The organism is Paenibacillus sp. PL2-23, assembly GCF_040834005.1.
GTDB lineage: Bacteria > Bacillota > Bacilli > Paenibacillales > Paenibacillaceae > Pristimantibacillus.
The window spans coordinates 3,148,649-3,173,165 of the sequence record NZ_CP162129.1; the positions used below are offsets into that span (position 1 = coordinate 3,148,649).

The following is a 24,517-nucleotide window of genomic DNA, read 5'->3' on the forward strand; positions in this document are numbered from 1 at the left end:
CCGCATGCGGAGGAAAGAGCGTATTCGTATCGTGATGGGTTATCGTCGATTAGACTTCCATGATAATCGGCAGGATCATGGGACGACGACGAGTTTGCTCGTACAGGAATCGGCCAAGCGCATCCTTCACATTCGTCTTCAGGGATGCCCACTCATTGACCTTGTCGTTCATCAGCTTGTTCAGCGTAGAAGTGACAATGCGGTTGGCCTCATCCAGCAAGCCCTCGGACTCGCGGACATATACAAATCCGCGGGAGATGATGTCCGGACCGGACAGGATTGTGCCGTCCTGCTTGCTCAGCGTGACGACCACGACCAGAATGCCGTCCTGCGACAGAAGCTTACGGTCACGGAGAACAATGTTCCCTACGTCGCCGACGCCCAGTCCGTCAATCAGCACATTGCCTGCCTGCACCTTCGCGCCTTTGCGGGCAACGCCGCCTTGCACTTCAACCGTATCGCCGTTATCGACGATGAAGATGTTCTCGCGTTCCATACCGATGGCTTCCCCAAGCTTCGCATGCTGGCGAAGCATCCGATATTCACCGTGAATGGGAATAAAGTACTTCGGCTTAATCAGGTTGAGCATCAGCTTCAGCTCTTCCTGACTGCCATGGCCGGAGACGTGCACACCGGATACGGAGCCTGGTCCATAGATGACGTTGGCACCCAGTCGGAACAGCTCGTCCACCGTGCGTCCAACATAACGCTCGTTGCCCGGAATCGGCGTCGCGGCAATGATCACCGTATCCCCTGGCAATATATCAACCTTGCGATGCGTGGAACGCGCCATGCGCGTAAGCGCGGACATCGGCTCGCCCTGGCTGCCTGTGCATAGGATAACAACGCGATCAGCAGCCAGCTTGTTCACTTCCTCCGGCTCAATCAGCATGCCTTCCGGAATGTTCAAATATCCAAGCTCCGAAGCGATGCCAACCACGTTCACCATGCTGCGGCCTACGACTGCAATCTTGCGGCGAGTTGCGATCGAGGCATTAATAATTTGTTGAATCCGGTGCACGTTGGAGGCGAAGGTAGCCACAACAACGCGCTGAGTCGACTTGCGGAAGATATCCTCCAGCTCATCTCCAACATTGCTCTCCGAAGGCGTGTAGCCCGGTCTCTCGGCGTTCGTGCTGTCCGACAGAAGCGCCAGCACGCCGCGGCTGCCAATCTCCGCTATGCGCTGGAGATCCGCGAATTGATCGTTAACCGGCGTGTGATCGAACTTGAAGTCACCCGTGTGAACGACAATGCCCTCCGGTGTTTCCAGGCATACGCCAACGGAATCCGGAATACTGTGGTTCGTCTTGAAGAAGCTTGCGCGAATTGTGCCCATCTGAACCTCGGAATCGGCATTGATCAGAATGCGCTTCGTCTCGCCCAGCAGTCCAGCTTCCTTCAGCTTGCCCTCAATCAGGCCCAGCGTCAGTTTTGTTCCATACACAGGCACGTTCAGATGCTTCAGCACGTATGGCAATCCGCCGATATGGTCCTCATGGCCATGCGTGATGAGAATGCCGCGAACCTTGTCGCGATTCTCCGTCAGGTAAGAGATGTCCGGAATGACGATGTCGATGCCCAGCATGTCCTCCTCTGGAAACTTCAGGCCCGAATCGACGACGACGATGTCGTTGTTGTATTGAATGACGTACATATTTTTCCCGATTTCGCCCACTCCGCCAAGTGCGAAGATCAGCAGCTTATCTTGGTTGTTCTTTTTTGACAAGTGAATCTATACCTCCTACAAATTGTAATAAAAGCATTATCTATACATACTCAGATAAACGTCAGATGCCGCTCTGACGATCTCTTCAAAAATCAAATCATTTTATTGCCGCACCCAGTCACTTGTGTTTTATTATACATGAAGAAAAAGATGGAATACAAGTAATACCGGAGAATACATAAAAACCAGCCCGGCAGACGCAGGCTCAAACAGAAAGCCGATGCTGCTCGCACCGGCTTCTAAAGCGTCTCTCAGACGTATGAATTAGGACAAGAGCTTGCGCAAATAATCGGCTTCCGACTCATTCGCGCTCACAAGCGGCAGACGCACGCCGCCTACCGGCATACCCTTCAAGCCCAGCGCGAATTTGACCGCAACGGGGTTAGGCACAGGATGAGGACAATAAAACAGGCCTTTGAATACGGGGAACAGCTCACCGTTCAGACGGGCGGCTTCCTTCACGTTGCCGCTGACGTAGGCTTCAATCATCTCTCGCATCTTCGTCCCCACAATGTGGCTTGCTACACTTATGATGCCGTAAGCGCCCACGGACATAGCAGGCAGGGCTGCGCTGTCGTCCCCGCTGTACACCAGGAAGCCTTCCGGCGCGCCGCTAATAATTTGCGTCAGCTGCTCCAGAGAAGCGCAGTCCTTGGTAGCGACTACATTATCAAGCTCCGCAAGGCGAAGTGTCGTCTGAACGGAAATATTAATACCGGTACGGCCTTCGACATTGTACAGGATGACAGGCAGCTTCGTGGATTCCGCAATGGCTTTGAAATGCTGGAACAGCCCCTCCTGCGACGGCTTGTTGTAATAAGGAGCGACGAGCAGCACGCCATCCACTCCGCAGAGCTCCGCTTCCTTCGTCAGATGGATGGAATGGGCGGTATTGTTGCTGCCCGTTCCCGCGATCACCTTGCAGCGGCCCGCCGCGTGCTTCACGACAAATCGGAACAGCTTCAGCTTCTCTTCCTCCGATAACGTCGGCGACTCGCCTGTCGTACCGGATACAATCAAGCTGTCGGATTGCTGTTCATCAATTAAATAGTGAATTAATTTCTCCGTCGTCTGCCAGTCGATTTGTCCATCAGCATCGAACGGGGTCACCATCGCGGTGATCAATCTGCCGAACTCCATGGGGATCTGCCTCCTAATTGTTACATCTAATCAATAAGTGCGAATTTATGGACCATCCGTCTCCCGGTGCAGGTCGAACTTGGCGTGCAGCGCTCTAAGCGCTTTGGCCATATCCTCCTGCTGGACGAGAACCCATATGGTCATATTGGAATCAGCGGACTGCATGATTGTAACGCCCTGCTCCGTTAAAGCCTCCACAATACGAGCCATTACACCCGGCTGACCGCTCATGCCTCCGCCGATGACGGAAATTTTGGCGCAGCCGGATACGGCCGTGGGAGCAAAGCCGGATTGCCTCAGCAATTGCAATGCATGTTCCGCGTCATGATCAAACACCGTATAGACGGCCCCGCTTGGCGTCACGTTAATGAAATCGACGCTGATATGATGTTTGGCCATCGTCTGAAACACTTGAAGCTGCATATCATTGCGCCCGTCGAGCGCCTTGACTGTAATCTGCGTTACGCCGGCTACATGAGCAATACCCGTCACATAACGGTCCTTGACCGCCTGTGCAGCGGGCGGCGTGTCCGTGACTAGCGTGCCCGGCTCATCGGAGAAGGTCGACCGCACGCGCACCGGAATTCGAGCCTGCTGAGCAACCTCAACCGCTCGAGGATGTATGACCTTGGCACCCTGGCGCGCCATGTTGCCTATCTCCGTATAGCTTACGCAAGCCAGCTGTCTCGCTTCCGCCACAAAACGCGGATCCGCCGTTAACAACCCATTGACATCGGTATAAATATCTACGAGCTCCGCCCGCAGCGCAGCGCCCAGCGCGGTTGCAGACGTATCGCTGCCGCCGCGTCCAAGCGTTGTGAGGTCGCCGGCCGCCGTTACGCCTTGGAAGCCCGTCACAACCACGACCTTGTCCTGTCGAAGCAGCCCCATAATCCGATCCGTTCCGATCGACTTGATTCTGGCGTTGCCGAACTGATCGTCGGTCAGGATTCCCGCTCCTCCGCCAGTGAGCGCGGTTGAGGGAATCCCTCTGGACAGGAGCAGGCTGCACAAGGCGGCGGCCGAGATCATCTCTCCGCAGCCCAGCAGCAAATCCCTCTCCCTTGGGGGCAAGGCCCCTTCATTGTCTTGCATCAAGGAAAGCAGCGTATCCGTTGCATACGGATCGCCCTTGCGTCCCATCGCCGAGACAACGACGACGACGGCGAAGCCGTCCTCCCGTTCCCTGGCTATATGACGAATAACGCGGTCTCTAGCTTGCTCGGTTGATAGCGAGGTTCCTCCGAATTTCTGAACCAGAATTCGCATATCGTCCCCCTCCAATATCCACCGAAGACGAGAGCAGCGTTATACCCGTTGTGTATTCCATTAACCTCTTGCGATCCCTGTTGCTACTATTCATATATCCTGCTGCAGCTTGTTGCAGGTTGTCGGAGACCATCCGCATGACTCGACCCCATTCGACAAGTCCGAACCATACGTCGACGAATACGCCAGTAAGCCTACACTGACGCTTCCGCCGCAAGCGGGTACTGCCCATGGACGAGGGGAACAACGCGATTGCATCTCCCCTGGCGCGTCCTCAAGCAGCTGCTTGGCGTCTTCCAGTTCCAAATTATTAAGCTACGCTTACGAAAAACGTTCGATCAGGAGCGGCTGAAGCTGACGCCCTTGTAGCGCGGCTTCACACGCCTCCATCACCAGATCCATTCTCGCAACCAAAGAATTGGGCTTCTGAGTAGGATTATCTTGACCAAATGGCACAAAATAAATATGTTTAGCCACTAGAAGCTTTGCAATATTAGCGGCATTCAAGCCCAAGCCGTCGTTCGTCGAGATCGCCAGCACAAGGGGACGGCCGTTGCGCATTTGCGCTTTCGCCGCCATCAGTACGGCGCTATCCGTAATGGCGTTAGCCAGCCTGCTCGTCGTGTTGCCAGTGCATGGAGCAATAACAAGCACGTCAAGCAGCTTGGATGGTCCAAGCGGCTCCGCCTGAACGATAGTCGAAATAATCTCGTTGCCCGTAATGCCGGTCAACCGCTCCTGCCATTCCTTGGCCGTGCCGAATCTTGTATCCGTCGTAATCAATGAATTCGACACGATCGGCACAACATTGGCGCCTGCGTCCACAAACCGTTTGATCTCCGGCATAACCTCTGCGAATGTGCAGTGAGAGCCCGACAATGCGTAGCCTACCGTAATCCCGTTCCAATTCATATCCCATTCCCCCGCTCCATCGTGTCTTCCATAATCAGTTGCGATAAACAATCCGCTATGATCCGACCTGCTGTCTTGGGAGCCACGATACCGGGGAGACCGGGTGCAAGCATCGCCTTGATACCCCGCTTCTCAGCGAAGCGGAAGTCCGTTCCGCCAGGCTTCGACGCGAGGTCGATGATGACGGTCCGTGACGGTAAATTTGCGATAATTTGCGCTGTGACTATCATAGTCGGAATTGTATTAAAAAGCAAGTCAATATTCCCTACGTTTTGCAACAAGCTGCCCATGTAAAAAGGCTTAAAACCCATCTCCGAGGCGCGTGCAAAATGCTCCGATCTTCGCACGCCAACCTTCACGTTGGCGCCCAAGCCTTGAAGCGTTCTTGCCATCGTAAATCCAGTCCGGCCAAAGCCGAGCACCATGGCACTGGATCCGTGAATCGTAATGTCGGTATGCTGGATCGCCATCATCAATGCGCCTTCCGCCGTCGGTATGGAGTTGTAGATCGCTACGTCATCCCGGTCGAACAGCTCGACCAGCGCAATGCCCTTCTCCTCGCAAAGGCCTCGGAGATACGGCTTCGCCATTCCGGTATACACCTTGCAGTGCAAGGGAAGCTTCGCAATATGGGAACGCGTCAGCTTCAGCTCGCGATCGCTGAATACGGTATGGATCACACCTTGATCGTCCGTTCCGACCGCCGGCAGCAGCAGAGCGTCTACGCCCTCGAACAGCGCTTCATCGAACTCTGCATGTACGGCTCCGTCCAACGACGAGTGCAGGCCGTCGAAGCCGCAGACCGTGACGCTCGCATCCAGCTCGCTCAGCTTTCGAATGACCTCAAGCTGACGCGCGTCGCCGCCCAGCAGCAGTACTTGAACGCCTGTTAGCATCGGGCTTCACTCCCTTCTGGCAAATAGATATAGACCATCGTATGCTTCCGCCCAAGGCAGGGTGAAAAAAAGCGCACAAAAAAAGATCGGAACGCCTCCGCGCTCCGATCTCACTTCTATTATTTGACGCCTGTATGCCCGAAGCCGCCCGCTCCTCGAACCGTATCCGGAAGCTCATCGGCCTCCTCAATTACGACGGAAGGCACCTCCTGGAACACCATCTGGGCAATTCTTTCGCCGCGCGTAATGACGAACGGCTCGGACCCCAAATTTGCAAGCAGCACCTTCACTTCGCCCCTGTAATCAGCGTCGATTGTGCCAGGCGAGTTCAAGCAGGTAATGCCGTGCTTGTAAGCGAGACCGCTTCTTGGACGAATCTGCGCCTCCAGCTCCTTCGGCATCGCCATCGCGAAGCCCGTTGGCACCAGCACGCGCTCGCCTGGGGCGAGCGTCATCGGCTCCTCGACGGCGGCCTGCAGGTCGAAGCCTGCCGCCCATTCCGACATTTTGCGCGGAATCGCGATATCGTCGTTGCCCTCCAGCCGTTTAAACAGCACCTGGTACATATTGATCTCTCCTTAGCTTCACCGCGTCCTTGTCTGTCGAGCCGACCATCGCTACCGCAAACGGCACAGCAAGCATTCGCTTCGTCACTTCCCGTATATCGTCCATCGTAACGGAATCAATACGATTCAACAGTTCGTCCAGCGTATAATGATGGCCGATCATCAGCTCGTTTTTGCCAATCCGGTTCATTCGGCTGCTGGTGCTCTCCAGACTCAGAATCAGCGAGCCCTTCAGCTGCTCCTTGCCGCGATGAAGCTCCTCCTCCGCCAAGCCTTTCACGGACAGCTCCTGGATTTGCTCCAGCGTGAGGTCGAGCACTTCCTTCGTCTGCTTGGGAGCCGTTCCCGCGTATACGGTGAACAGTCCGGAGTCGGCATAGCCTGTATGATACGAATATACCGAATAAGCGAGACCGCGCTTCTCCCTAATCTCCTGGAACAGACGCGAGCTCATGCCGCCGCCAAGCGCGTTGTTCAGCAGCACCATCGCATACAGCTTGGGATCCCGATTGGAGCAGCCCGGGAAGGTCATGCATATATGATTCTGCTCCGTTTTTTTCTTATAAAAAATATAATCGCCGCGGAACACCGGCGGCTCTGTCAGGAACGGGGTGGAATGGGCGGCGAACCCGCCGAAGTGGGCCTCCAGCAAGGGTAGCAGCTTGCCCTCCTCCACGTTGCCCGCAACGCTGACAACCGTGTTCTCAATCGTATACCGCTCCTGCATATAGCCCCTCAGCGTGTCAGGACCCATCGCTTCCAGCCGTTCCTTCAGGCCTAGGATAGAATAAGCCAGCGCATGATCTCCGAAGGAAGCTCGCGAGGCCTCGTCATGCACCTTATCGTCAGGCGTATCCTCGTACATGGCAATTTCTTCGAGAATGACGTTTTTTTCTTTGGCGAGCTCATGCGGGTCGAATTGGGAATGGAAGAACATGTCCGAAAGCGCGTCCACTGCCATCGGCAAATGCTCATCCAGCACCTTGGCGAAGTAGCACGTGTACTCCTTGGACGTAAAGGCGTTCACATTGCCCCCGATTCCGTCGAACAGATCGGCGATGTCCTTGGCCGTCCGCTTCTCCGTACCCTTGAAGAGCATGTGCTCGATAAAATGGGAAATTCCGTTATTTTCCAACGTTTCGTTCCGAGAGCCCGTTTTCACCCATATGCCGAACGAAACGGAACGGACGGTCGGGATGTATTCCACCACAACGCGCAAGCCGTTGCTAAGCGTATATTTGTTCACTAAGCGTCGTCCTCCTATTCGTATATCACTATATCAGAATACGCCCGCGCCCTCAACAACGACCGGCACTCGCGCTTCCGACAAGGTTTCGCTAACCGTCCCGATGGCGTACCCCTTGGCCAGCGCGCTGTCGATCATGCCGCCTATGGCATCACGCGTCGCAGCCGTAGGATGCATCAGGATCAAAGCTCCCGGCTCCAGCTTGGACGAAATTTTGCGAATGACATAATCCGGGGATGGCTTCATCCAATCCACCGTGTCAATCGTCCATAGAACGGTGCCCAGCCCTTGCTCTCTGGCGGCCTGAACAGTAGCTGCGTTGTAGGAGCCGGATGGAGGCGCGAACCAGACATTGTCGACTCCAAGCAAATCCTTCAGCAGCGTCTGCGTTCGCACGATTTGGCTCGTCTGATCGGCTCTGCTTAATTTTTTCATATCCGGATGCGAATAAGCGTGATTGGACATCTCATGGCCCTCGGCCTGAATTCTCCGCGCTACGTCTACATTGCCCTTCAACCATGACCCGTCCAGGAAAAAGGTCGCCTTGACCCCTTTGCCCCGCAAGGTTTCCAGAATGGGGTCTATGTATTCATTGCCCCACGCAACGTTAATCATTAGCGAGATCATCGGCTTCTCCGGATTGCCCCTGTAGATAGGGTGTGCGCCTAGCTGGGCGAGTGTAATCTTGGGCGGAATTTCCCTGTACTGATACGGAATAGCGCCGCCTCTCGGCGCTTCAAGAGCAGCCTTATACGTTCCCTCTATATCGACAGAAAGGCCGTTATAGCCCGGAATCGCATGCCATACCCGATCAATGCGGGCATTAACAGGAGCAATAGCTTTTGTCTCCGCCTCCGCGACAATTGCCTCGTACAGCTCCCGCTTCTCCTCCTCCGAATAAGCGGGCGGCGCCAGCGCCTCGATTGCATCCTCCGATTTCACCGTCGAGATGAATGAAGCGATGTTGCCATTCATTTTGACCAGAACCACCATCATGAACAAGCTGGCCGCGATGACGGCCGCTTTGCGCATCTTCATTGCCCCCACTCCCATACGAGCAAAGTCGCGCGGGAGCAGAGCAGCTCCTCGTTCGCTTAACACCCAGTCTATGAGTTCTTGGACAAGATTATGCTTCAGGATTTGCAAAACAAAAAGAGACAGATAAGCTCTGGCTCTTCGGTCCTTGCTATAAATGGCTGAGGGGGGGCAGCCCGCTGCAATCTAGGATTGAGCAGGCTCTTCCGCTGTCAGTACCGCCTTGCGAGACAGGTTGACGCGACCTTGCTGATCGATTTCGGTTACCTTCACCGTGATCTGATCGCCGATCTTCACCACATCCTCGCATTTCGCCACACGCTCAGTGGACAATTGCGAGATATGCACCAGTCCGTCCTTGTTAGGAAGAATCTCCACGAACACGCCGAACTTCTCAATGCGTCTCACTGTGCCAAGATAGATTTCTCCCACCACAACTTCCTTCACGATGCCTTCGATAATGGCTCTGGCCTTCTGATTCATCTCTTCGTTGGAGGAAGCGATGAACACCATGCCGTCCTGCTCAATATCGATTTTCACGCCGGTTTCCTCAATGATTTTGTTGATGATCTTGCCGCCTGCTCCAATAACATCACGGATTTTGTCCGGATTAATACGAAGCGTAAGAATCTTGGGCGCGTATTTGGAAAGGCTTGTCCGTGGTGTGGACATCACTTCCAGCATTTTGCCCAGGATATGCATGCGGCCTTGACGCGCCTGCTCCAGCGACTGCTCCAGAATGCTGCGGTCGATGCCGTCGATTTTGATATCCATTTGAATCGCCGTTACGCCTTGCGCTGTGCCTGCAACCTTGAAGTCCATGTCGCCGAGGTGATCCTCCATGCCCTGAATGTCGGACAGAATCGAGAAGTGATCGCCGTCCTTGATCAGACCCATAGCGATGCCTGCCACTGGCGCTTTGATCGGTACGCCTGCATCCATCATCGCAAGCGTGCTTGCGCAGATGCTGGCCTGGGAAGTAGAGCCGTTGGACTCCAGCACCTCGGATACAAGGCGAATCGTGTACGGGAACTCCGCCTCGGAAGGAATAACCTTCGACAACGCGCGTTCGCCCAGAGCGCCATGACCGATTTCCCTGCGGCCAGGAGGGCGCAGAGGACGAGCCTCGCCTACGCTGAACGGCGGGAAGTTGTAATGATGCATGAAGCGTTTCGTTTCTTCCGGCGAGATGCCGTCGAGAATTTGCACGTCGCCCATGGCGCCAAGCGTACAGATGCTAAGCGCTTGCGTTTGACCGCGCGTGAACAGGCCGGAGCCGTGTGTACGCGGCAGCAGAGCGACATCGCATTCGATCGGACGAATCTCGTCGAGACCGCGTCCGTCAGGACGAACCTTGTCATGCGTAATTAGACGGCGAACCTCTTCCTTCACGATGTCGTACAATACTTCCTTCACGTCGGCCAGAAGCTCCGGCGTATCGGCATATTGCACCTCGAAATGAGCCACTGCATCGCCGTTAACAGCGTCAATCGCTTCTTGACGGGCATGCTTCTCGGGAATTTTGATCGCTTCCACCAGTCGAGCGGATGCGAAGGCGCGAACCTCAGCGTTGACGCTGGCATTCACCGTATGTAATTTTACTGCCATTTTCTCCTTGCCCGCTAGAGCTTGAAGCTCCTCGATGTTGGCCACAATGTTTTTGATCTCATCATGTCCGAACATAATCGCTTCCAGCATAACGGATTCCGGCACTTCGTTCGCTTCCGCTTCCACCATCATAATGGCTTCCTTCGTACCTGCGACTACTACAAAAATATCCGTCAGCTGCTCTTGCTCCACCGTCGGGTTAATAACAAATTGTCCATTCACGCGACCCACGATAACACCGCCGATTGGTCCGCTGAACGGCACATCGGAGATGGTTAGCGCAGCGGATGTTCCGATCATCGCCGCAATTTCAGGGGAGCAGTCCTGGTCCACGCTCATGACGATGTTGGCAATTTGCACGTCATTGCGGAAGCCTTCCGGGAACAACGGGCGAATCGGACGGTCTGTCAAGCGACTGGACAGAATCGCCTTTTCGCTTGGCCGGCCCTCACGCTTGATGAAGCCTCCCGGAATTTTGCCCACCGCGTACAGTCTCTCTTCATAGTTGACCGTCAGTGGGAAGAAGTCCAGGTCCTTCGGCTCTGATGACGCGGTTACCGTACACAGAATGACGGTCTCCCCGTAACGAACCGTAACGGCCGCATTCGCTTGCTTGGCGAGACGCCCAGTCTCTAGAATGAGAGGTCTTCCTCCAAGCGTCGTTTCAATACGTTGAATCATCACAATTCCCTCCTTATCCTATTACAAAAAGCAACCCGAAATCCCGTATCCAGAAGCACTGGGGATGGGAAGATCAGGTTGCTTTTCGTCACGCATGTTTTAGCGGCGCAGGCCGAGTTTTTCGATCAATGCGCTATAACGTCTAACGTCCTTGTTCTTCAGGTAAGCTAGCAACTTACGGCGTTGACCTACCATCTTAAGCAATCCGCGGCGGGAATGATGATCCTTCTTGTGCTCGCGCAAATGCTGAGTCAGGTTAACGATGTTTTCCGTAAGGATAGCGATTTGAACCTCAGGGGACCCTGTGTCACTTGCGTGAGTTTTGTGAGTCTCGATCAGTTCTTGCTTGCGTTCTTGAGTAAGTGCCATCCTTTTCACCTCCTTCATTCATAATCGCCATTAGCCTCGCCGCCGTCGGTGAGATCGGACAACCAAGCTAAGGTTCAGTATACGAAGCATGCAGACCCGATAACAGGCAAGCTGTTCGCAACGTTCTTTAGTATAGCATAACGAATAGCCGCTTGTCGAGAAAATGCGCTAGTGTGTCGCCAGCAAATTTCTTGCCTTGTCGGTATCCGCCGCGATTTGGGCAATCAGCTCCTGGATGGAGCCAAACTTCTGCTCTGGACGTATAAAATGACGGAATTGCACCTTCATCTCCCGGCCATAAATATCGCGGTCAAAGTCGAACAAATGCGCCTCCATCACCGGCATCACATCCGTTTTGTTGAATGTCGGCTTCATCCCATGATTAAGCACACCGTCGTAAGCCGCGCCGTCAATCCATGCCGTAATGGCATATACGCCAAGCCTCGGCGCAACGTATGGTTCCACGATTTCCAGATTCGCCGTCGGGAATCCGATGGTCCGCCCCCGTCCATCGCCATGCACGACTGTACCTGTTATATCATAAGGTCTTCCAAGCAGCGCGCTCACCATGTCGAGATCTCCGCTCTCCAGCGACTCCCGCGTCAAGGTGCTGCTTACTTTGCGCCCGTCCTCATAAAGCGGCTTCTCCACATGTACGGACATAACGCTGCCGCCAAGCTCGACGAGAAGCTCCGGCGTACCCGCTCCCCGGCTGCCGAAGGCAAAGTCGAAGCCTACTGCGACATGACTGACGCGAAGCGGCTGCAGCACCTCCGTCACGAATTGCTCCGGCGACAAAGCGGCGAACCGGCGATCAAACCGCATCACGAACACCATGTCGACGCCCAGAGCAGCGAACAGCTCCGTCTTGCGGGCAAGCGGCGTTAAAGAGCGGTAATAATGATCCCCATGGCCAAGCACTTCCTTGGGATGCGGGGAGAACGTCAGAACGGCAGACAGCATGTCCGACTGCCGCGCGTATCTGACAGCCTCGCTTATAACGTTCTGATGGCCTCGATGCACGCCGTCGAAATGGCCGATCGCTACAGAAATCCGCTTGCCTTCTGTCCGTGAATAGCCATTCTCTTCAAGCGGATAAGATAATGAGATGATTTCCACAGATGACACCTGCATTTCTACATGAACTGTAAGATGGCCTCGAAGGTTACTCCTCCGCAGCCGCCACAAATACTTTGACCGGCTTCAGGAGCGAAGCTTCGGCATCCACCTGATAGATGCCCAGGAAGGGACCGCCCTCTCCCGGCTCGTACAGTCGGACTAACTCGTTGTCGTTCCAGGAGCCTTCGCTTTGGCCGGCTGAGACCGCCCACAGCTTCAGCTTCTGTCCGCGTCTAGCCAGCGGAACCTTGCTCTCGGCCACAATCGCAGCGGGCATATGGCTAATAGCCTGATCAGCTGGTATCAGATATCGCTCCAAATCGCCAGCCTCCATATGCCTCTCGATATCCTCAAGCGTTAGACAGCCTTCCGCTGTAATGCCGCCGGACATGGTCCGCGTCAGCTTCGCCATGGCTGCAGGCAGCCCGAGCGCCTTGCCGATATCCACACAGAGCGTGCGAATATAGGTGCCTTTGGAGCAGATGACCGAGAAGGTCAGCTCTGGCTCGTCGCCTTGGAGTCGGGTATCCAGCAGCTCGATCCCGTGAATCGTCACCGTTCTGGATTTCCGTTCGACCGTCTTGCCTTCTCTCGCCAGCTCGTATAATCGCTTGCCGTTGACCTTAACCGCGGAGAACATCGGCGGCACCTGCTCGATCTCGCCAACAAATTGCAGGAGCGCCTGCTGAATTTGTTCGCGGGTGATGGAGCCGACAGACTCGCGCGCAATGACCGTTCCGGTCATATCCTCTGTGTCGGTCGCAATGCCGAGACGAAGCACCGCTTCATAGGCTTTGGGTCTCTCCTGAATGTACTCCACGACCCGCGTTGATCGTCCGAGGCATAAGGGCAGCACGCCGGTCACCATGGGATCAAGCGTGCCGGTATGGCCGATTCGTTTCATCCTGAGCAGCCTTCTAGCTTTGGCCACCACATCATGCGAGGTCCATCCTTCCGGTTTCCATACCGCCAGAATGCCTTCCATGCTTATACCAACGCCTTTCTAACCTCTTCTACCACGCGCTTTATCGCTTCCCCCAAATCGCCCTCCAGACGGCAGCCAGACGCGCGAACATGTCCGCCCCCGCCGAAGCTCTGAGCGATCTCTGCGACATCCGCCTTGCCTGCGGAACGCAGGCTTGCCTTCACGCCGCCGTCTGACGTTTCCTTGAACAGGATGCCAACCTCAACTCCATCAACGTTAAGCGCATAATTGACGATGCCCTCCAAATCCTCGGGAACAGCGCCGCACGCCTTCAGATCATCCTTGCCGATATACAGCCAGCCGATCTTCAGATCGTCGCTGAACGTCAGTCTCGCAAGCGACGTTTGAAGCAGCTTCAGCTTCGCCGCCGTCATCTTCTCCAGCAATTGATCCGCCAGCTCGCTGCCGGACACGCCTGCAGCAAGCAGCTTGGCCGCTATCTCCATGACGCGGGGAGTGGTATTGGAATACCGGAACCCTCCCGTATCGGTAAGTAGACCCGTATAAATGGCCACTGCGCAATCCAAATCCGGCTCGAGACCGGCGCGTTCAATAAGATCATACAGCATTTCGACAGTAGCCGCAGCATTCGGACGGATGACATTCACTGTGCCGAACCGGTTATTGGTGGGGTGATGATCGATGTTCAGAAGGGGAATGCCTTCCGGAAACATCAAAGAGACTTCCCCGATGCGCCGGTTATCGGCGCAATCCACCGCAATAACCGCATCGAACGACGCCTCCGGCCTCTGCCTCTTATAGGAGTGAATTCGATCAAAGTGAACCAAATATTGAAGTCTGGACGGGAGCTCGCTTTCATTAATGAGCACAGCTCTCTTGCCCAGACGCTCCAGCAGCCAGCTTATGACAACTGTAGAGCTTATAGCGTCTCCGTCAGGCTGAACATGGGATACGACAAGGAAGGAAGCATTGGCCTTCATGAAGGCCAATGCTTCGTCCAATGCAATCATGTACTCTTGTTGATCGCTCATGACCGCGCATCGTTTCCGTTGTTAATTTCGCCAAGCAGCGATTCGATCCGGCTGCCGTATTCGATGCTGCTGTCGAACTTGAACTGCAGCTCGGGAGTATGGCGCAGCTTCATCCGCTTGCCAAGCTCGGAACGGAGGAAGCCGTTCGCTTTGGCCAGCGCCTTCAGCGTCTCTTCCTTCTGCTCGTCGCTGCCGAGCACGCTCAGATAAACACGGGCCTGGGATAAGTCGCTGGTCGTTTCCACGCCGGTCACTGTAATGAACCCGATACGGGGATCCTTCAGCTCCTGCTGGATAATCTGGCTCAGCTCCTTCTTGATCTGCTCGCTGACCCTTCCGACGCGTATCTTAGCCATGCATGATCACCTCTCTACCGTTTCCATGATGAACGCTTCAATCATGTCTCCCTCTTTAATATCGCTAAAGCGCTCAAGCGTTATACCGCATTCGTAGCCTTGCGCCACTTCCTTGGCATCGTCCTTGAACCGCTTGAGGGAATCCACCTTGCCCGTGTAGACCACGATGCCGTCGCGGATGACTCTTGCTTCTGCGTTGCGGACAATCTTGCCGTCGACAACCATGGACCCGGCAATCGCGCCGACCTTGGTTACCTTGAAGACGTTGCGCACCTCGGCATGGCCGATGACAACTTCCTTGTAGATCGGATCCAGCATGCCCTTCATCGCTTGCTCGATCTCGTCGATGACGTTGTAGATAACCCGGTGCATACGCACGTCAACCTTCTCCTGGGCGATAGTCGCTTCCGCCTGCGGATCAGGGCGAACGTTGAAGCCGATAACAATCGCATTGGAGGCGGAAGCCAGAATAACATCAGATTCCGTAATCGCGCCGACGCCGGTGTGAATGATCTTCACGCGTACGCCTTCGATATCGATCTTCGCCAGAGAGCCCTTGAGAGCCTCCGCGGAGCCTTGCACGTCCGCTTTAATAATGACATGCAGATCCTTGATTTCGCCGTCCTTGATGTGGCTGTACAGATCGTCGAGCGTAACGCGCGTATTGGCGCCCATCTCCGACTGGCGATGCTTGATCGCGCGGCGATCGGCGATTGCGCGAGCCTTGCGCTCATCCTCGAATACCATAAACGGATCGCCGGCCAGCGGCACCTCCGTCAAGCCTGTTATTTCCACAGGAGTCGATGGACCAGCTTCCTTCAATCTGCGTCCGCGGTCATTGACCATCGCTCTCACGCGGCCGAAGCAGTTGCCCGCAACAAACGCGTCGCCGATTTTCAAGGTGCCGTGCTGCACGAGAATACGCGCCACAGGACCTTTGCCTTTGTCCAGCTCCGCCTCGATAACCGTTGCTCTGGCGCGTTTGTTCGGGTTCGCTTTGAACTCGTTCACTTCCGCCACAAGCAGGATCATTTCCAGCAAGCCTTCCAGGTTGATGCGCTGCTTCGCGGATACTTCCACGAAGATCGTATCGCCGCCCCACTCTTCCGGAACTAGCTCGTATTCCGTCATTTCCTGCTTGATTTTGTCCGCGTTCGCTTCCGGCTTATCGATCTTGTTGACAGCAACGATGATTGGAACGCCTGCCGCTTTGGCATGGTTGATCGCCTCCACCGTCTGAGGCATGATGCCGTCATCCGCTGCAACAACGATAATCGTAATATCCGTCACCTGAGCACCCCGCGCGCGCATAAGCGTAAACGCTTCGTGGCCCGGCGTATCGAGGAACGTAATTTTTTTGCCGTTGATTTCGACCTGGTAAGCGCCGATGTGCTGCGTAATGCCGCCTGCTTCGCCGCCTGTCACGTTTGTTTTGCGGATGGCGTCCAGCAATGTCGTCTTGCCGTGGTCGACGTGGCCCATAATGGTCACGACTGGCGGACGAGACTTCAGATCCGCTTCATCGTCAACCTCTTCCACTGTCTCGAAGGTGTCTTCCTCAACCGGAATTTTCACCTCGACCTCAACGCCATATTCGCCCGCGATCAGAAGAATGGCATCCATGTCGATTTCTTGGTTAATCGTCGCCATCACACCAAGGAATAGAAGCTTCTTAATAACCTCGGAAGCATCCTTGTGGAGAAGCTTCGCTAAGTCGCCTACCGTTAATGTGCCGCGAACGATAATTTTCTTCGGCGTGTTGTCGATTTTCTCGCGCGGCGGCTGTTGATTGCCTTTGCCGCGGTTTTTACCGCCTCTGCCGTTCGATTTGAAGCCGCCGCGCCCATCTTCGAAACGCTTCTGATTCGCGCCTTTTTTGCGATCCTCATAGCTTCCGCCGCTGCGGCCTTGCTGGCCTCTGTTGCCGCCGGCGTCGAAGCTTCTGCTCTGGCCTTGCGGCGCCGCTGCCGGACGATTGCCGGAAGAAGCGCCTGCGCCTCCGCCTTGGCCGAAGGAGCGATTGCCGCCGCCTTGACCGCCTTGACCTCCCTGACCGCCTTGACGGTTGCCTTGGTAGCCCTGGCCTTGACCTTGGCCTTGGCCGCCGGATGGACGGTTAAATCCGCCGCCCTGGCCTCCGCCGGATGGACGACCGCCTTGGCCTTGTCCGCCCTGGCCTCCTTGGCCGCCGCCTTGGCGGTTGCCTTGATAGCCTTGACCGCTGCCGGATGGGCGTCCGCCCTGGCCTTGGCCGCCTTGACCGCCTTGGCCGCCGCCCTGGCGATTACCTTGATAGCCCTGGCCGCCTTGTCGATTGCCTTGATAGCCTTGTCCGCCGCCGGATGGACGTCCTTGGCCTTGCTGTTGTCCTTGGCCTGAAGGTCGTTGTCCGCCTTGGCCGCCTTGCTGTGGTCTCTGTTCACGTTGTTCGCCTGTTGGTTGAGTTTTCGTATTAATAGAGTTCATTGTCCCCTGTCTGTCTTGTGATGTTGGTCTGGCAGCCTGTTCTCCGCCCTGGCTCGGCCTCGGCCGATTCGGGGCTGTGGCTGCGGCAACCGCTGGTCCGCCTTCTTGCGCTCGCTTTGCGGCGGCATTGCTCTTGATATCACGGAAGAAGCCCTCCACCTTGTGCACCATTTCGTTCTCCATGACGCTCATGTGGTTGTTAACGGGCAGGTTCAACCGTTTAAGAATCGTAATAATTTCTTTGCTGCTCATATTAAGAGACTTCGCGTATTCATATACCCGAAGCTTATCTTTATTGTCCTTGCTGTCCTGTTTGTTGCTCAATAGGATCCACCTCCGTATTTTGGCTCAGATGACTTCCAATCATTTTTCCGAATTGCATATCGGTAACCGCCAGCACGACGCGTTCAGATTTCCCTATCGCCTTTCCCAGCTGCTCTCGATCATATGCCTCGGCGAGTTGTATTCCGTAGGTGCCGCATTTATCTCGGAACTTCTTCTTGGTGTTGTCAGACGCGTCGCCTGCGACGATCACCAGCCGGGCTTTGCCCGCCCTGACCGCCTTCAGCACGATCTCATCGCCCGTAATCAGCTTGCCGGCGCGCATAGCCATGCCAAGCGAAGACAACGCCTTATCAGGCTTATTCGTCATCCGCCGTCAGCTCCTTGGCCGCGATGAACGCATCCTCCACCGCAATAAAGTCTTTCTCCAATTGATCGTATATATGTTCGCCAACGGGCAGCTTCAAAGCCCGGTCCAGCGCCTTCGTCTTCTTCGCAAGCTTGAAGCAGCTTACCTTGCCGCACAAATAAGCGCCGCGCCCGGCTTTTTTGCCGGTTAGATCAATTCCGACCTCGCCGTCCGGTGTGCGAACGATCCGAATAAGCTCCTTCTTCGGCATCATTTCTTGACATGCGACGCATTTGCGAAGCGGTATCTTCCTCGGTCTCACCGTTCACCCTCCCCTTCCTGTACGAGCGATAGGCCGTTTAGTCGATAGATACGGAATCCTGGTGCATCGTTCCCGCATTAGACTTCGGCCGGCCATATTCCTGCTCCGCCTGCGTCTCGCTCTTAATATCGATTTTCCAGCCTGTTAGCTTAGCGGCCAGTCTTGCATTCTGACCCTTGATGCCGATCGCCAGAGAGAGCTGATAATCCGGCACGATCACTCGCGCCATCTTCTCCTGCTCGAAGACGATAACCTCCAGCACCTTGGATGGGCTGAGCGCGTTCGCCACGTACTCCTCCACACTCTCGGACCAGCGGACGATATCGATCTTCTCGCCTTTCAGCTCGTTCACGATTGTCTGTACGCGCAGACCCTTCTGACCAACGCAGGAGCCTACCGGATCCACCTCGTCATTGCGGGAATGCACGGCAATCTTGGAGCGGAAGCCCGCTTCGCGTGCAACAGAACGAATCTCGACGACGCCGTCATAAATCTCGGGCACCTCAAGCTCGAACAGACGCTTCAGAAGACCAGGATGAGTTCTGGACATGATGATTTGAGGTCCCTTAGTCGTGTTCTCAACCTTTGTTATAAAGGATTTGACGCGATCGCCATGCTTGAATTTATCCGTCGGCATAAGCTCCGTCAGCGGAAGCACCGCCTCCACCTTGCCCAGATCAACAAATAGATTGCGCACATCCTGGCGCTGCACAATACCGTTGACGATATCCTCTTCCTTGTCGATAAAGGCGTTATAGATAAGTCCGCGCTCCGCTTCGCGAATTCGCTGCGTCACGACCTGCTTGGCCGTCTGAGCGGCGATACGTCCGAAATCTCTTGGCGTAACCTCAATCTCCGCCACATCGTCGAGCTGGTAATGCGGGTTGATCTCGCGAGACGCCTCCACCGAAATTTCAAGGCGAGGATCAAGCACCTCGTCCACGACGGTTTTGCGGGCATATACTTTAATAACGCCGTTATGGCGGTTAATATCGACCCTTACGTTCTGAGCTGTGTTGAAATTGCGTTTGTAGCTGGAAATAAGCGCGGCTTCAATCGCCTCGAGCAGCACATCCTTGGCGATTCCTTTCTCTCTCTCGATTTCCTGCAGAGCTTCAATAAAATCCATACTCATTGGAACGATGGTCCCCCTTTCATAATAGAAGCAATAATTAGAATTGAATGGCGAGTCTGGCGCTTGCGACCTTCGCGTAAGGGATGTTGTGCTCCTTCTTGCCCGTCTTCACAACAACGGTATCGCCGTCGAACGACACGAGATGGCCTTCGAATTCCTTAGCCCCGTCCACCGGCTCGTAGGTAGTAAATAGAACATATTTGCCGACAGCCTTGCGGACATCCTCCGGCTTCTTCAGGGGGCGTTCCGCGCCTGGGGACGACACTTCAAGAAAATACGCGCCGGATATGGGATCGTTTTTGTCAAGCTGCTCGCTCACATATTCGCTGATGCGCCCGCATTCGTCGATATCGATGCCGCCTTCCTTATCTACAAAAATGCGAAGAAACCAGTTGCTGCCTTCCTTGATATATTCAATGTCGACCAGCTCAAAGCCATTATCGTTGAGGAACGACAGAATCATAGCCTCAACAGCGGATTTGATAGTGGATGTGCTCAAAATGAAAAAACCTCCCGTATAGGTTGCAATGTGATATTGCCGAATACAAAACGTAAAGAGTGGGTTTCCCCACTCTTCTGCATCAAGAATCTATCCTCATCATTGCCACAAAAATTATAACATAACCGCCTATACGTGACAAGAAATGATTTCTAGTTTCAATCATACTCTTGCACGGTACGTGACAAGAAATGATTTCTAGTTTCAATCTCAAAACAACGATAGCTGGTTCGACTCCGGCAAGCCTCTGAAGCAGCCCATGCCTCCGAGCACCTCGATAATCGTTTTGGTCGCCTTGGACTTCATCTGGAAATCCTCGATCGACAGAAACTCTCCATCATTCCGCGCCGCCGCGATATTGCGTGCCGCATTGTCGCCGATGCCGGCGATGGCTGCAAAAGGCGGGATAAGTGAATCGCCGTCCACCTGGAATTTGATGGCGTCGGAGCGATACAGATCAATGGGCTTAAACGAGAAGCCGCGAGCCGTCATCTCCAGCGACATCTCCAGCTGCGACACCATGTTTTTTTCCTTCGGCGTCGCGTTGAAGCCCTTGGCTTCAATCTCGACCAGCTTCCGGTAGATGGCGTCGTAGCCCTGGCACAGCAGCTCCAGGTCGAAATCGTCAGCCCGTACGGTGAAATAGGTGGCGTAATATTGAATCGGATAATACAGTTTGAAGAACGCCGTACGCACAGCGGATATAACATAAGCGGCCGCGTGCGCCTTCGGGAACATGTATTCAATGCGCAGGCAGGAGTCAATATACCACTGCGGCACCTTGCAGCGCTTCATCTCATCAATCCACTCCGGCGTGAGGCCCTTGCCCTTCCGCACGCTTTCGGTAATTTTGAAGGCGAGGCCGGCGTCCATGCCCGCTTTGTAGATGAGGTACAGCATAATGTCGTCGCGGCAGCCAATAACGGTTTTAATGTTGCACGTCCCGTTTTTGATAAGCTCCTGCGCATTCCCGAGCCACACGCCCGTTCCATGCGACAGACCGGAGATTTGAAGCAGATCGGCGAAAGAGGACGGCTGCGTCTCCTGCAGCATCTGGCGCACGAACTTCGTCCCCATCTCCGGCACGCCGTAGGTTGCCACGGAGGACCGGATCTGCTCCGGCATGACGCCAAGCGCTTCCGTGGAATTGAACATGCTCATGACCTTGGGATCATTCATAGGAATGGTCGTGGGATCAACGCCGGTCAAATCCTGCAGCATGCGCATCATCGTGGGATCGTCATGGCCGAGAATATCGAGCTTCAGCAGATTTTCATCGAAGGCGTGATAGTCAAAATGCGTTGTCTTCCATTCCGCCGACGTATCGTCCGCCGGATACTGTACAGGCGTGACATCCTCCACCTCAATGTAATCCGGCACCACGACGATGCCGCCGGGATGCTGGCCCGTGCTGCGCTTTACGCCGGTACAGCCGCTCGCCAGCCTCTGGAGCTCCGCCTGGCGCCATTTCTTTTGATGCTCTTCCTCATATTTTTTGGCGAAGCCATACGCGGTTTTCTCCGCTACTGTGCCGATCGTGCCCGCGCGGTATACGCATTTCTCACCGAACATTTCCTTGGTGAAGTTATGGGCTATCGGCTGGTATTCGCCCGAGAAATTCAGATCGATATCGGGAACCTTGTCGCCCTTGAAGCCCAGGAACGTCTCGAACGGTATATCCTGGCCTTCGCCCTTCATCGGCTTACCGCACTGCGGGCAATCCTTGGCGGGCAAATCGAAGCCGCTGGGCACGCTGCCGTCGAGGAACCATTCGCTGTGCCTGCATGCCTTGTTGAGGCACAAATAATGGGCTGGCAGCGGGTTAACCTCCGAAATGCCTAGGAATGTCGCTACGACAGACGAGCCGACGGAGCCCCTGGAGCCTACCAGGTAGCCGTCGCGATTCGACTTCTTCACCAGCTTCTCGGATATCAGATAGTTGGCGGAGAACTTGTATTTGATAATCGGTACAAGCTCCTTCTCCAACCGATCAATGACCACCTGAGGAAGCTCTTCCCCGTACATCGACTTCGCCGTTTCATAACAGGTGTTCCGAATCTCCTCGTCCGCTCCTTCAATGTTGGGAGTGAACAGCTCCTTCGGGAACATATCATAGCTTTCAAAGCGGTCGGCCAGCTCCGATGTGTTCGTGACGACCACCTCTCGGGCCCGCGCGTCTCCCAGGAATCGGAACTCCTCCAGCATCTCCTCCGTGGTGCGGAAATGCGCATCGGGCTTGCGCTGGTTTTTGAGCGGACTGAAGCCGGTGATGCCGTGAATCGTAATATCGCGGTACATTTTGTCCCGTGGATTCAAGTAATGCACGTTGCCTGTCGCGATGACCTTCTTGCCAAGCTCGTCTCCGATTTGGCATATGCGTCTCATCGCGTCCTCAAGCTCCGCTCGGCTGCCCACAAGACCCTTCTCCACCAAATGCATGTAGAAATCGATAGGCTGAATTTCCAGCACGTCGTAGAATTCGGCGACTTCCTTCGCTTCCTCGTACGATTTGTTCAGCACCGTCTCAAAAAACTCGCCTTTCTCGCAGCCCGATATAACGAGCAGGCCCTCGCGAAGCTCCACCAGCTTGCTTTTGGGAATGGTGGCAACCTTCTTAAAATATTCGGTATGTGATAAGGAGATAAGCTTAAATAAGTTCTTCTTCCCAGCCGCGTTAAGCGCATAAATATTGCAATGGAACGGCCGCTGGTTGGACAGGTCCAGCCCCACGTAATCGTTCAGCTGGTGCAGGTCCTTAATGTTGCGCTCCGCAGCGTCTCCAATCAAGCCGAACAGCACGCCGCCCAGCGCAATGGAATCGTCAATGGCACGGTGATGATTCTCGAGACTGACCTTGTATTTGTCAGCAAGCGTGTTCAGTCTATGGTTTTTCATGTTGGGATGAAGAAAGCGAGCGAGCTCCAGCGTATCAAGCACCGGATTCGTTAGCTCCGGCATGCCAATGCCCCTAAGATTGGCCTGAATAAAGCCTATATCAAACCTCGCGTTATGGGCAACCAGAATATCGTCGCCGATAAACTCGACGAACTCGCGAAGCTTAGGCTCCAGCTCCGGCGCATCCTTTACCATGTCGTCGTTAATATTCGTCAGCTGCTGAATATGGTAAGGGATTTTTTCGTGCGGGTTAATGAATGTCGTGAAGCGATCCACTTCTTTCCCTTCGCGCATTCTAACGCCCGCAAGCTCGATAATTTTGTTGTTGACGACAGACAGGCCTGTCGTCTCGATATCAAAGACGATATAAGTAGCTGTCGCCATAACCTCGGAGCGAGAGTGAAGCACCATCGGCACGGCATCGTTCACCACATTGGCTTCCAGACCAAACAGCACCTTCATGCCATGCTTCTTGGCCGCCTTCACGGCATCCGGATAACATTGCACATTGCTGTGGTCAGTCACGGCAATCGCCTTATGTCCCCACTTGGCGGCCAGCTTCACATATTCGCCGATCGGCGCGACCGCGTCCATTGTGCTCATTGTTGTATGCAGATGGAATTCCACCCGTTTCTCCTCGGCCTTATCCATCCGATCCGGCGGGGATTGTATCTCATGCAGGTCGTTCGGCATCATGACGAGCTCCGGCTCCTGCATAAACCGGTCATATTCGATACGGCCGCGCGCCTTAACCCATTTGCCGTTCGCCAGCTGGGACAAAATTTTGACGTCCTCCTTCGTCTTGGCGAACATCTTCATGGCAATGGAATCGGTAAAATCCGTTACATTGAACGTAAACAGCGTGCTGCCGTTGCGAAGCTCCTTCACATCCAGACCAAATACGGCGCCCTGCACCGTAATCTTCTTCTCCTCGTCCTGAATCCTCATCAGGGGAACGGCTTCCTCGCGAATGTCGTAGCCTACCGCCAGACGAACAGCTTCTTCGCCATCCTCCTCCGCGGAGGCTGATTCCACCTGCGCGTCGGCCATAAGCTGCTGTACGACGTTGCGCTCTTCTAACACAATTTTTTGCTGAAATTCCTCATACATGTCCGCCCGGGCTTCGCCTACGATCATTTTCACTTTGCAATCGCGGTCGAAATTCGTTTTGTAGAAAGCTGAGATGGCCTCATCTACCTGCTTCTTCCGCGCAAGCTCCAGACCCGTGGCATCCATAAGCGATAAAGTAATCAGGTCGCCCTGCGCTTCTATGGAGGCCTTCATCAGCCATCCGTTGACAGACGCGATTTCACGCTGCGCCCATTCCATGAACAGCGGCCAATATTGGAGCACGATATTTTCCGTCTCGACAACGGGATCGTATATGAATACAAAGGCTGCCGCCGCAATATGCTCGAATTTCTTCCGCACGGACTGGCATAACCCATTATAGGCTTGTAAAGGAACCATGGACGTTTTGCGGATGCAAAACGTCCATTCTCTGTTTGTGCTGCTGACGATAACTTGATCGATATATCCATCTTGAAAATAAGTCTGTACAAGCTCATGCGGCAGCCCCGCTTGCTGCAGGAGCAGCTCGAAGCGCTGACGCTTGTCGCCGGTTTGGCTCATTGCTGTCAACTCCTGTCCGAACCGAAAGCAGTTC

The 24,517-nt window shown here is 54.7% G+C and carries 21 protein-coding genes; all 21 read right to left on the reverse strand.

Going from position 1 to position 24,517, the window contains the following annotated elements:
• Positions 1 to 49 precede the first annotated feature (49 nt).
• A complete protein-coding gene (locus tag AB1S56_RS13680; protein WP_340868719.1) occupies positions 50 to 1,729 on the reverse strand; it encodes a ribonuclease J in 1,680 nt (559 codons plus the stop codon).
• A gap of 264 nt (positions 1,730 to 1,993) precedes the next feature.
• Positions 1,994 to 2,869, reverse strand: a complete 876-nt coding sequence (gene dapA / locus AB1S56_RS13685) for a 4-hydroxy-tetrahydrodipicolinate synthase (RefSeq protein ID WP_340868717.1) — start codon at positions 2,867 to 2,869, stop codon at positions 1,994 to 1,996.
• Positions 2,870 to 2,914: 45 nt separating this feature from the next.
• Positions 2,915 to 4,138, reverse strand: coding sequence for an aspartate kinase (gene dapG / locus AB1S56_RS13690; RefSeq protein WP_340868716.1), 1,224 nt, complete (start codon positions 4,136 to 4,138; stop codon positions 2,915 to 2,917).
• Positions 4,139 to 4,228: 90 nt separating this feature from the next.
• The gene (locus tag AB1S56_RS13695; RefSeq protein WP_340868715.1) at positions 4,229 to 4,444 is read right to left on the reverse strand and encodes a hypothetical protein; all 216 of its coding nucleotides are present in this window, start codon (positions 4,442 to 4,444) and stop codon (positions 4,229 to 4,231) included.
• Between the two features lie 15 nt (positions 4,445 to 4,459).
• The gene (locus AB1S56_RS13700; protein WP_340868714.1) at positions 4,460 to 5,050 is read right to left on the reverse strand and encodes a dipicolinate synthase subunit B; all 591 of its coding nucleotides are present in this window, start codon (positions 5,048 to 5,050) and stop codon (positions 4,460 to 4,462) included.
• Complete coding sequence (dpsA, locus tag AB1S56_RS13705) at positions 5,047 to 5,946, reverse strand: dipicolinate synthase subunit DpsA (protein ID WP_340868713.1); 900 nt, start codon at positions 5,944 to 5,946, stop codon at positions 5,047 to 5,049. The genes AB1S56_RS13700 and dpsA overlap by 4 nt, the downstream gene beginning before the upstream one ends.
• A 119-nt stretch (positions 5,947 to 6,065) precedes the next feature.
• A complete protein-coding gene (gene dut, locus AB1S56_RS13710; RefSeq protein ID WP_340868712.1) occupies positions 6,066 to 6,512 on the reverse strand; it encodes a dUTP diphosphatase in 447 nt (148 codons plus the stop codon).
• A complete protein-coding gene (locus AB1S56_RS13715) occupies positions 6,493 to 7,758 on the reverse strand; it encodes a pitrilysin family protein (RefSeq protein WP_340868711.1) in 1,266 nt (421 codons plus the stop codon). The genes dut and AB1S56_RS13715 overlap by 20 nt, the downstream gene beginning before the upstream one ends.
• Before the next feature lie 33 nt (positions 7,759 to 7,791).
• Entirely contained in the window at positions 7,792 to 8,796 is a 1,005-nt protein-coding gene (locus AB1S56_RS13720; RefSeq protein ID WP_340868710.1) for a polysaccharide deacetylase family protein, read from the reverse strand.
• A gap of 183 nt (positions 8,797 to 8,979) precedes the next feature.
• A complete protein-coding gene (pnp, locus tag AB1S56_RS13725; protein ID WP_340868709.1) occupies positions 8,980 to 11,082 on the reverse strand; it encodes a polyribonucleotide nucleotidyltransferase in 2,103 nt (700 codons plus the stop codon).
• A gap of 99 nt (positions 11,083 to 11,181) precedes the next feature.
• Entirely contained in the window at positions 11,182 to 11,451 is a 270-nt protein-coding gene (gene rpsO / locus AB1S56_RS13730) for a 30S ribosomal protein S15 (RefSeq protein WP_340868707.1), read from the reverse strand.
• Between the two features lie 168 nt (positions 11,452 to 11,619).
• Positions 11,620 to 12,570, reverse strand: a complete 951-nt coding sequence (locus AB1S56_RS13735) for a bifunctional riboflavin kinase/FAD synthetase (protein WP_340868706.1) — start codon at positions 12,568 to 12,570, stop codon at positions 11,620 to 11,622.
• A 46-nt stretch (positions 12,571 to 12,616) separates the two neighbouring features.
• A complete protein-coding gene (truB, locus tag AB1S56_RS13740; RefSeq protein WP_340868705.1) occupies positions 12,617 to 13,555 on the reverse strand; it encodes a tRNA pseudouridine(55) synthase TruB in 939 nt (312 codons plus the stop codon).
• A 2-nt stretch (positions 13,556 to 13,557) separates the two neighbouring features.
• Positions 13,558 to 14,547 (reverse strand): bifunctional oligoribonuclease/PAP phosphatase NrnA, encoded by a 990-nt coding sequence (locus AB1S56_RS13745; protein WP_340868704.1) that lies wholly within the window; start codon positions 14,545 to 14,547, stop codon positions 13,558 to 13,560.
• Positions 14,544 to 14,903: a 30S ribosome-binding factor RbfA gene (gene rbfA, locus AB1S56_RS13750; RefSeq protein ID WP_340868703.1), complete on the reverse strand. Its 360-nt coding sequence runs from the start codon at positions 14,901 to 14,903 to the stop codon at positions 14,544 to 14,546. Before rbfA ends, AB1S56_RS13745 begins: the two co-directional genes overlap by 4 nt.
• A gap of 6 nt (positions 14,904 to 14,909) precedes the next feature.
• Positions 14,910 to 17,693, reverse strand: a complete 2,784-nt coding sequence (gene infB, locus AB1S56_RS13755; protein WP_340868702.1) for a translation initiation factor IF-2 — start codon at positions 17,691 to 17,693, stop codon at positions 14,910 to 14,912.
• Positions 17,662 to 18,021 carry a ribosomal L7Ae/L30e/S12e/Gadd45 family protein gene (locus AB1S56_RS13760; RefSeq protein WP_340868701.1) on the reverse strand — a complete coding sequence of 120 codons (360 nt, stop codon included), beginning with the start codon at positions 18,019 to 18,021 and terminating at the stop codon, positions 17,662 to 17,664. The genes infB and AB1S56_RS13760 overlap by 32 nt, the downstream gene beginning before the upstream one ends.
• Entirely contained in the window at positions 18,011 to 18,322 is a 312-nt protein-coding gene (locus tag AB1S56_RS13765) for a YlxR family protein (protein WP_340868699.1), read from the reverse strand. The genes AB1S56_RS13760 and AB1S56_RS13765 overlap by 11 nt, the downstream gene beginning before the upstream one ends.
• A gap of 37 nt (positions 18,323 to 18,359) precedes the next feature.
• Positions 18,360 to 19,457, reverse strand: coding sequence for a transcription termination factor NusA (gene nusA, locus AB1S56_RS13770; RefSeq protein ID WP_340868697.1), 1,098 nt, complete (start codon positions 19,455 to 19,457; stop codon positions 18,360 to 18,362).
• Positions 19,458 to 19,494: 37 nt separating this feature from the next.
• The gene (gene rimP, locus AB1S56_RS13775; protein WP_340868695.1) at positions 19,495 to 19,956 is read right to left on the reverse strand and encodes a ribosome maturation factor RimP; all 462 of its coding nucleotides are present in this window, start codon (positions 19,954 to 19,956) and stop codon (positions 19,495 to 19,497) included.
• 210 nt (positions 19,957 to 20,166) lie between these two features.
• Positions 20,167 to 24,483, reverse strand: a complete 4,317-nt coding sequence (locus AB1S56_RS13780; RefSeq protein WP_340868694.1) for a PolC-type DNA polymerase III — start codon at positions 24,481 to 24,483, stop codon at positions 20,167 to 20,169.
• Positions 24,484 to 24,517 lie beyond the last annotated feature (34 nt).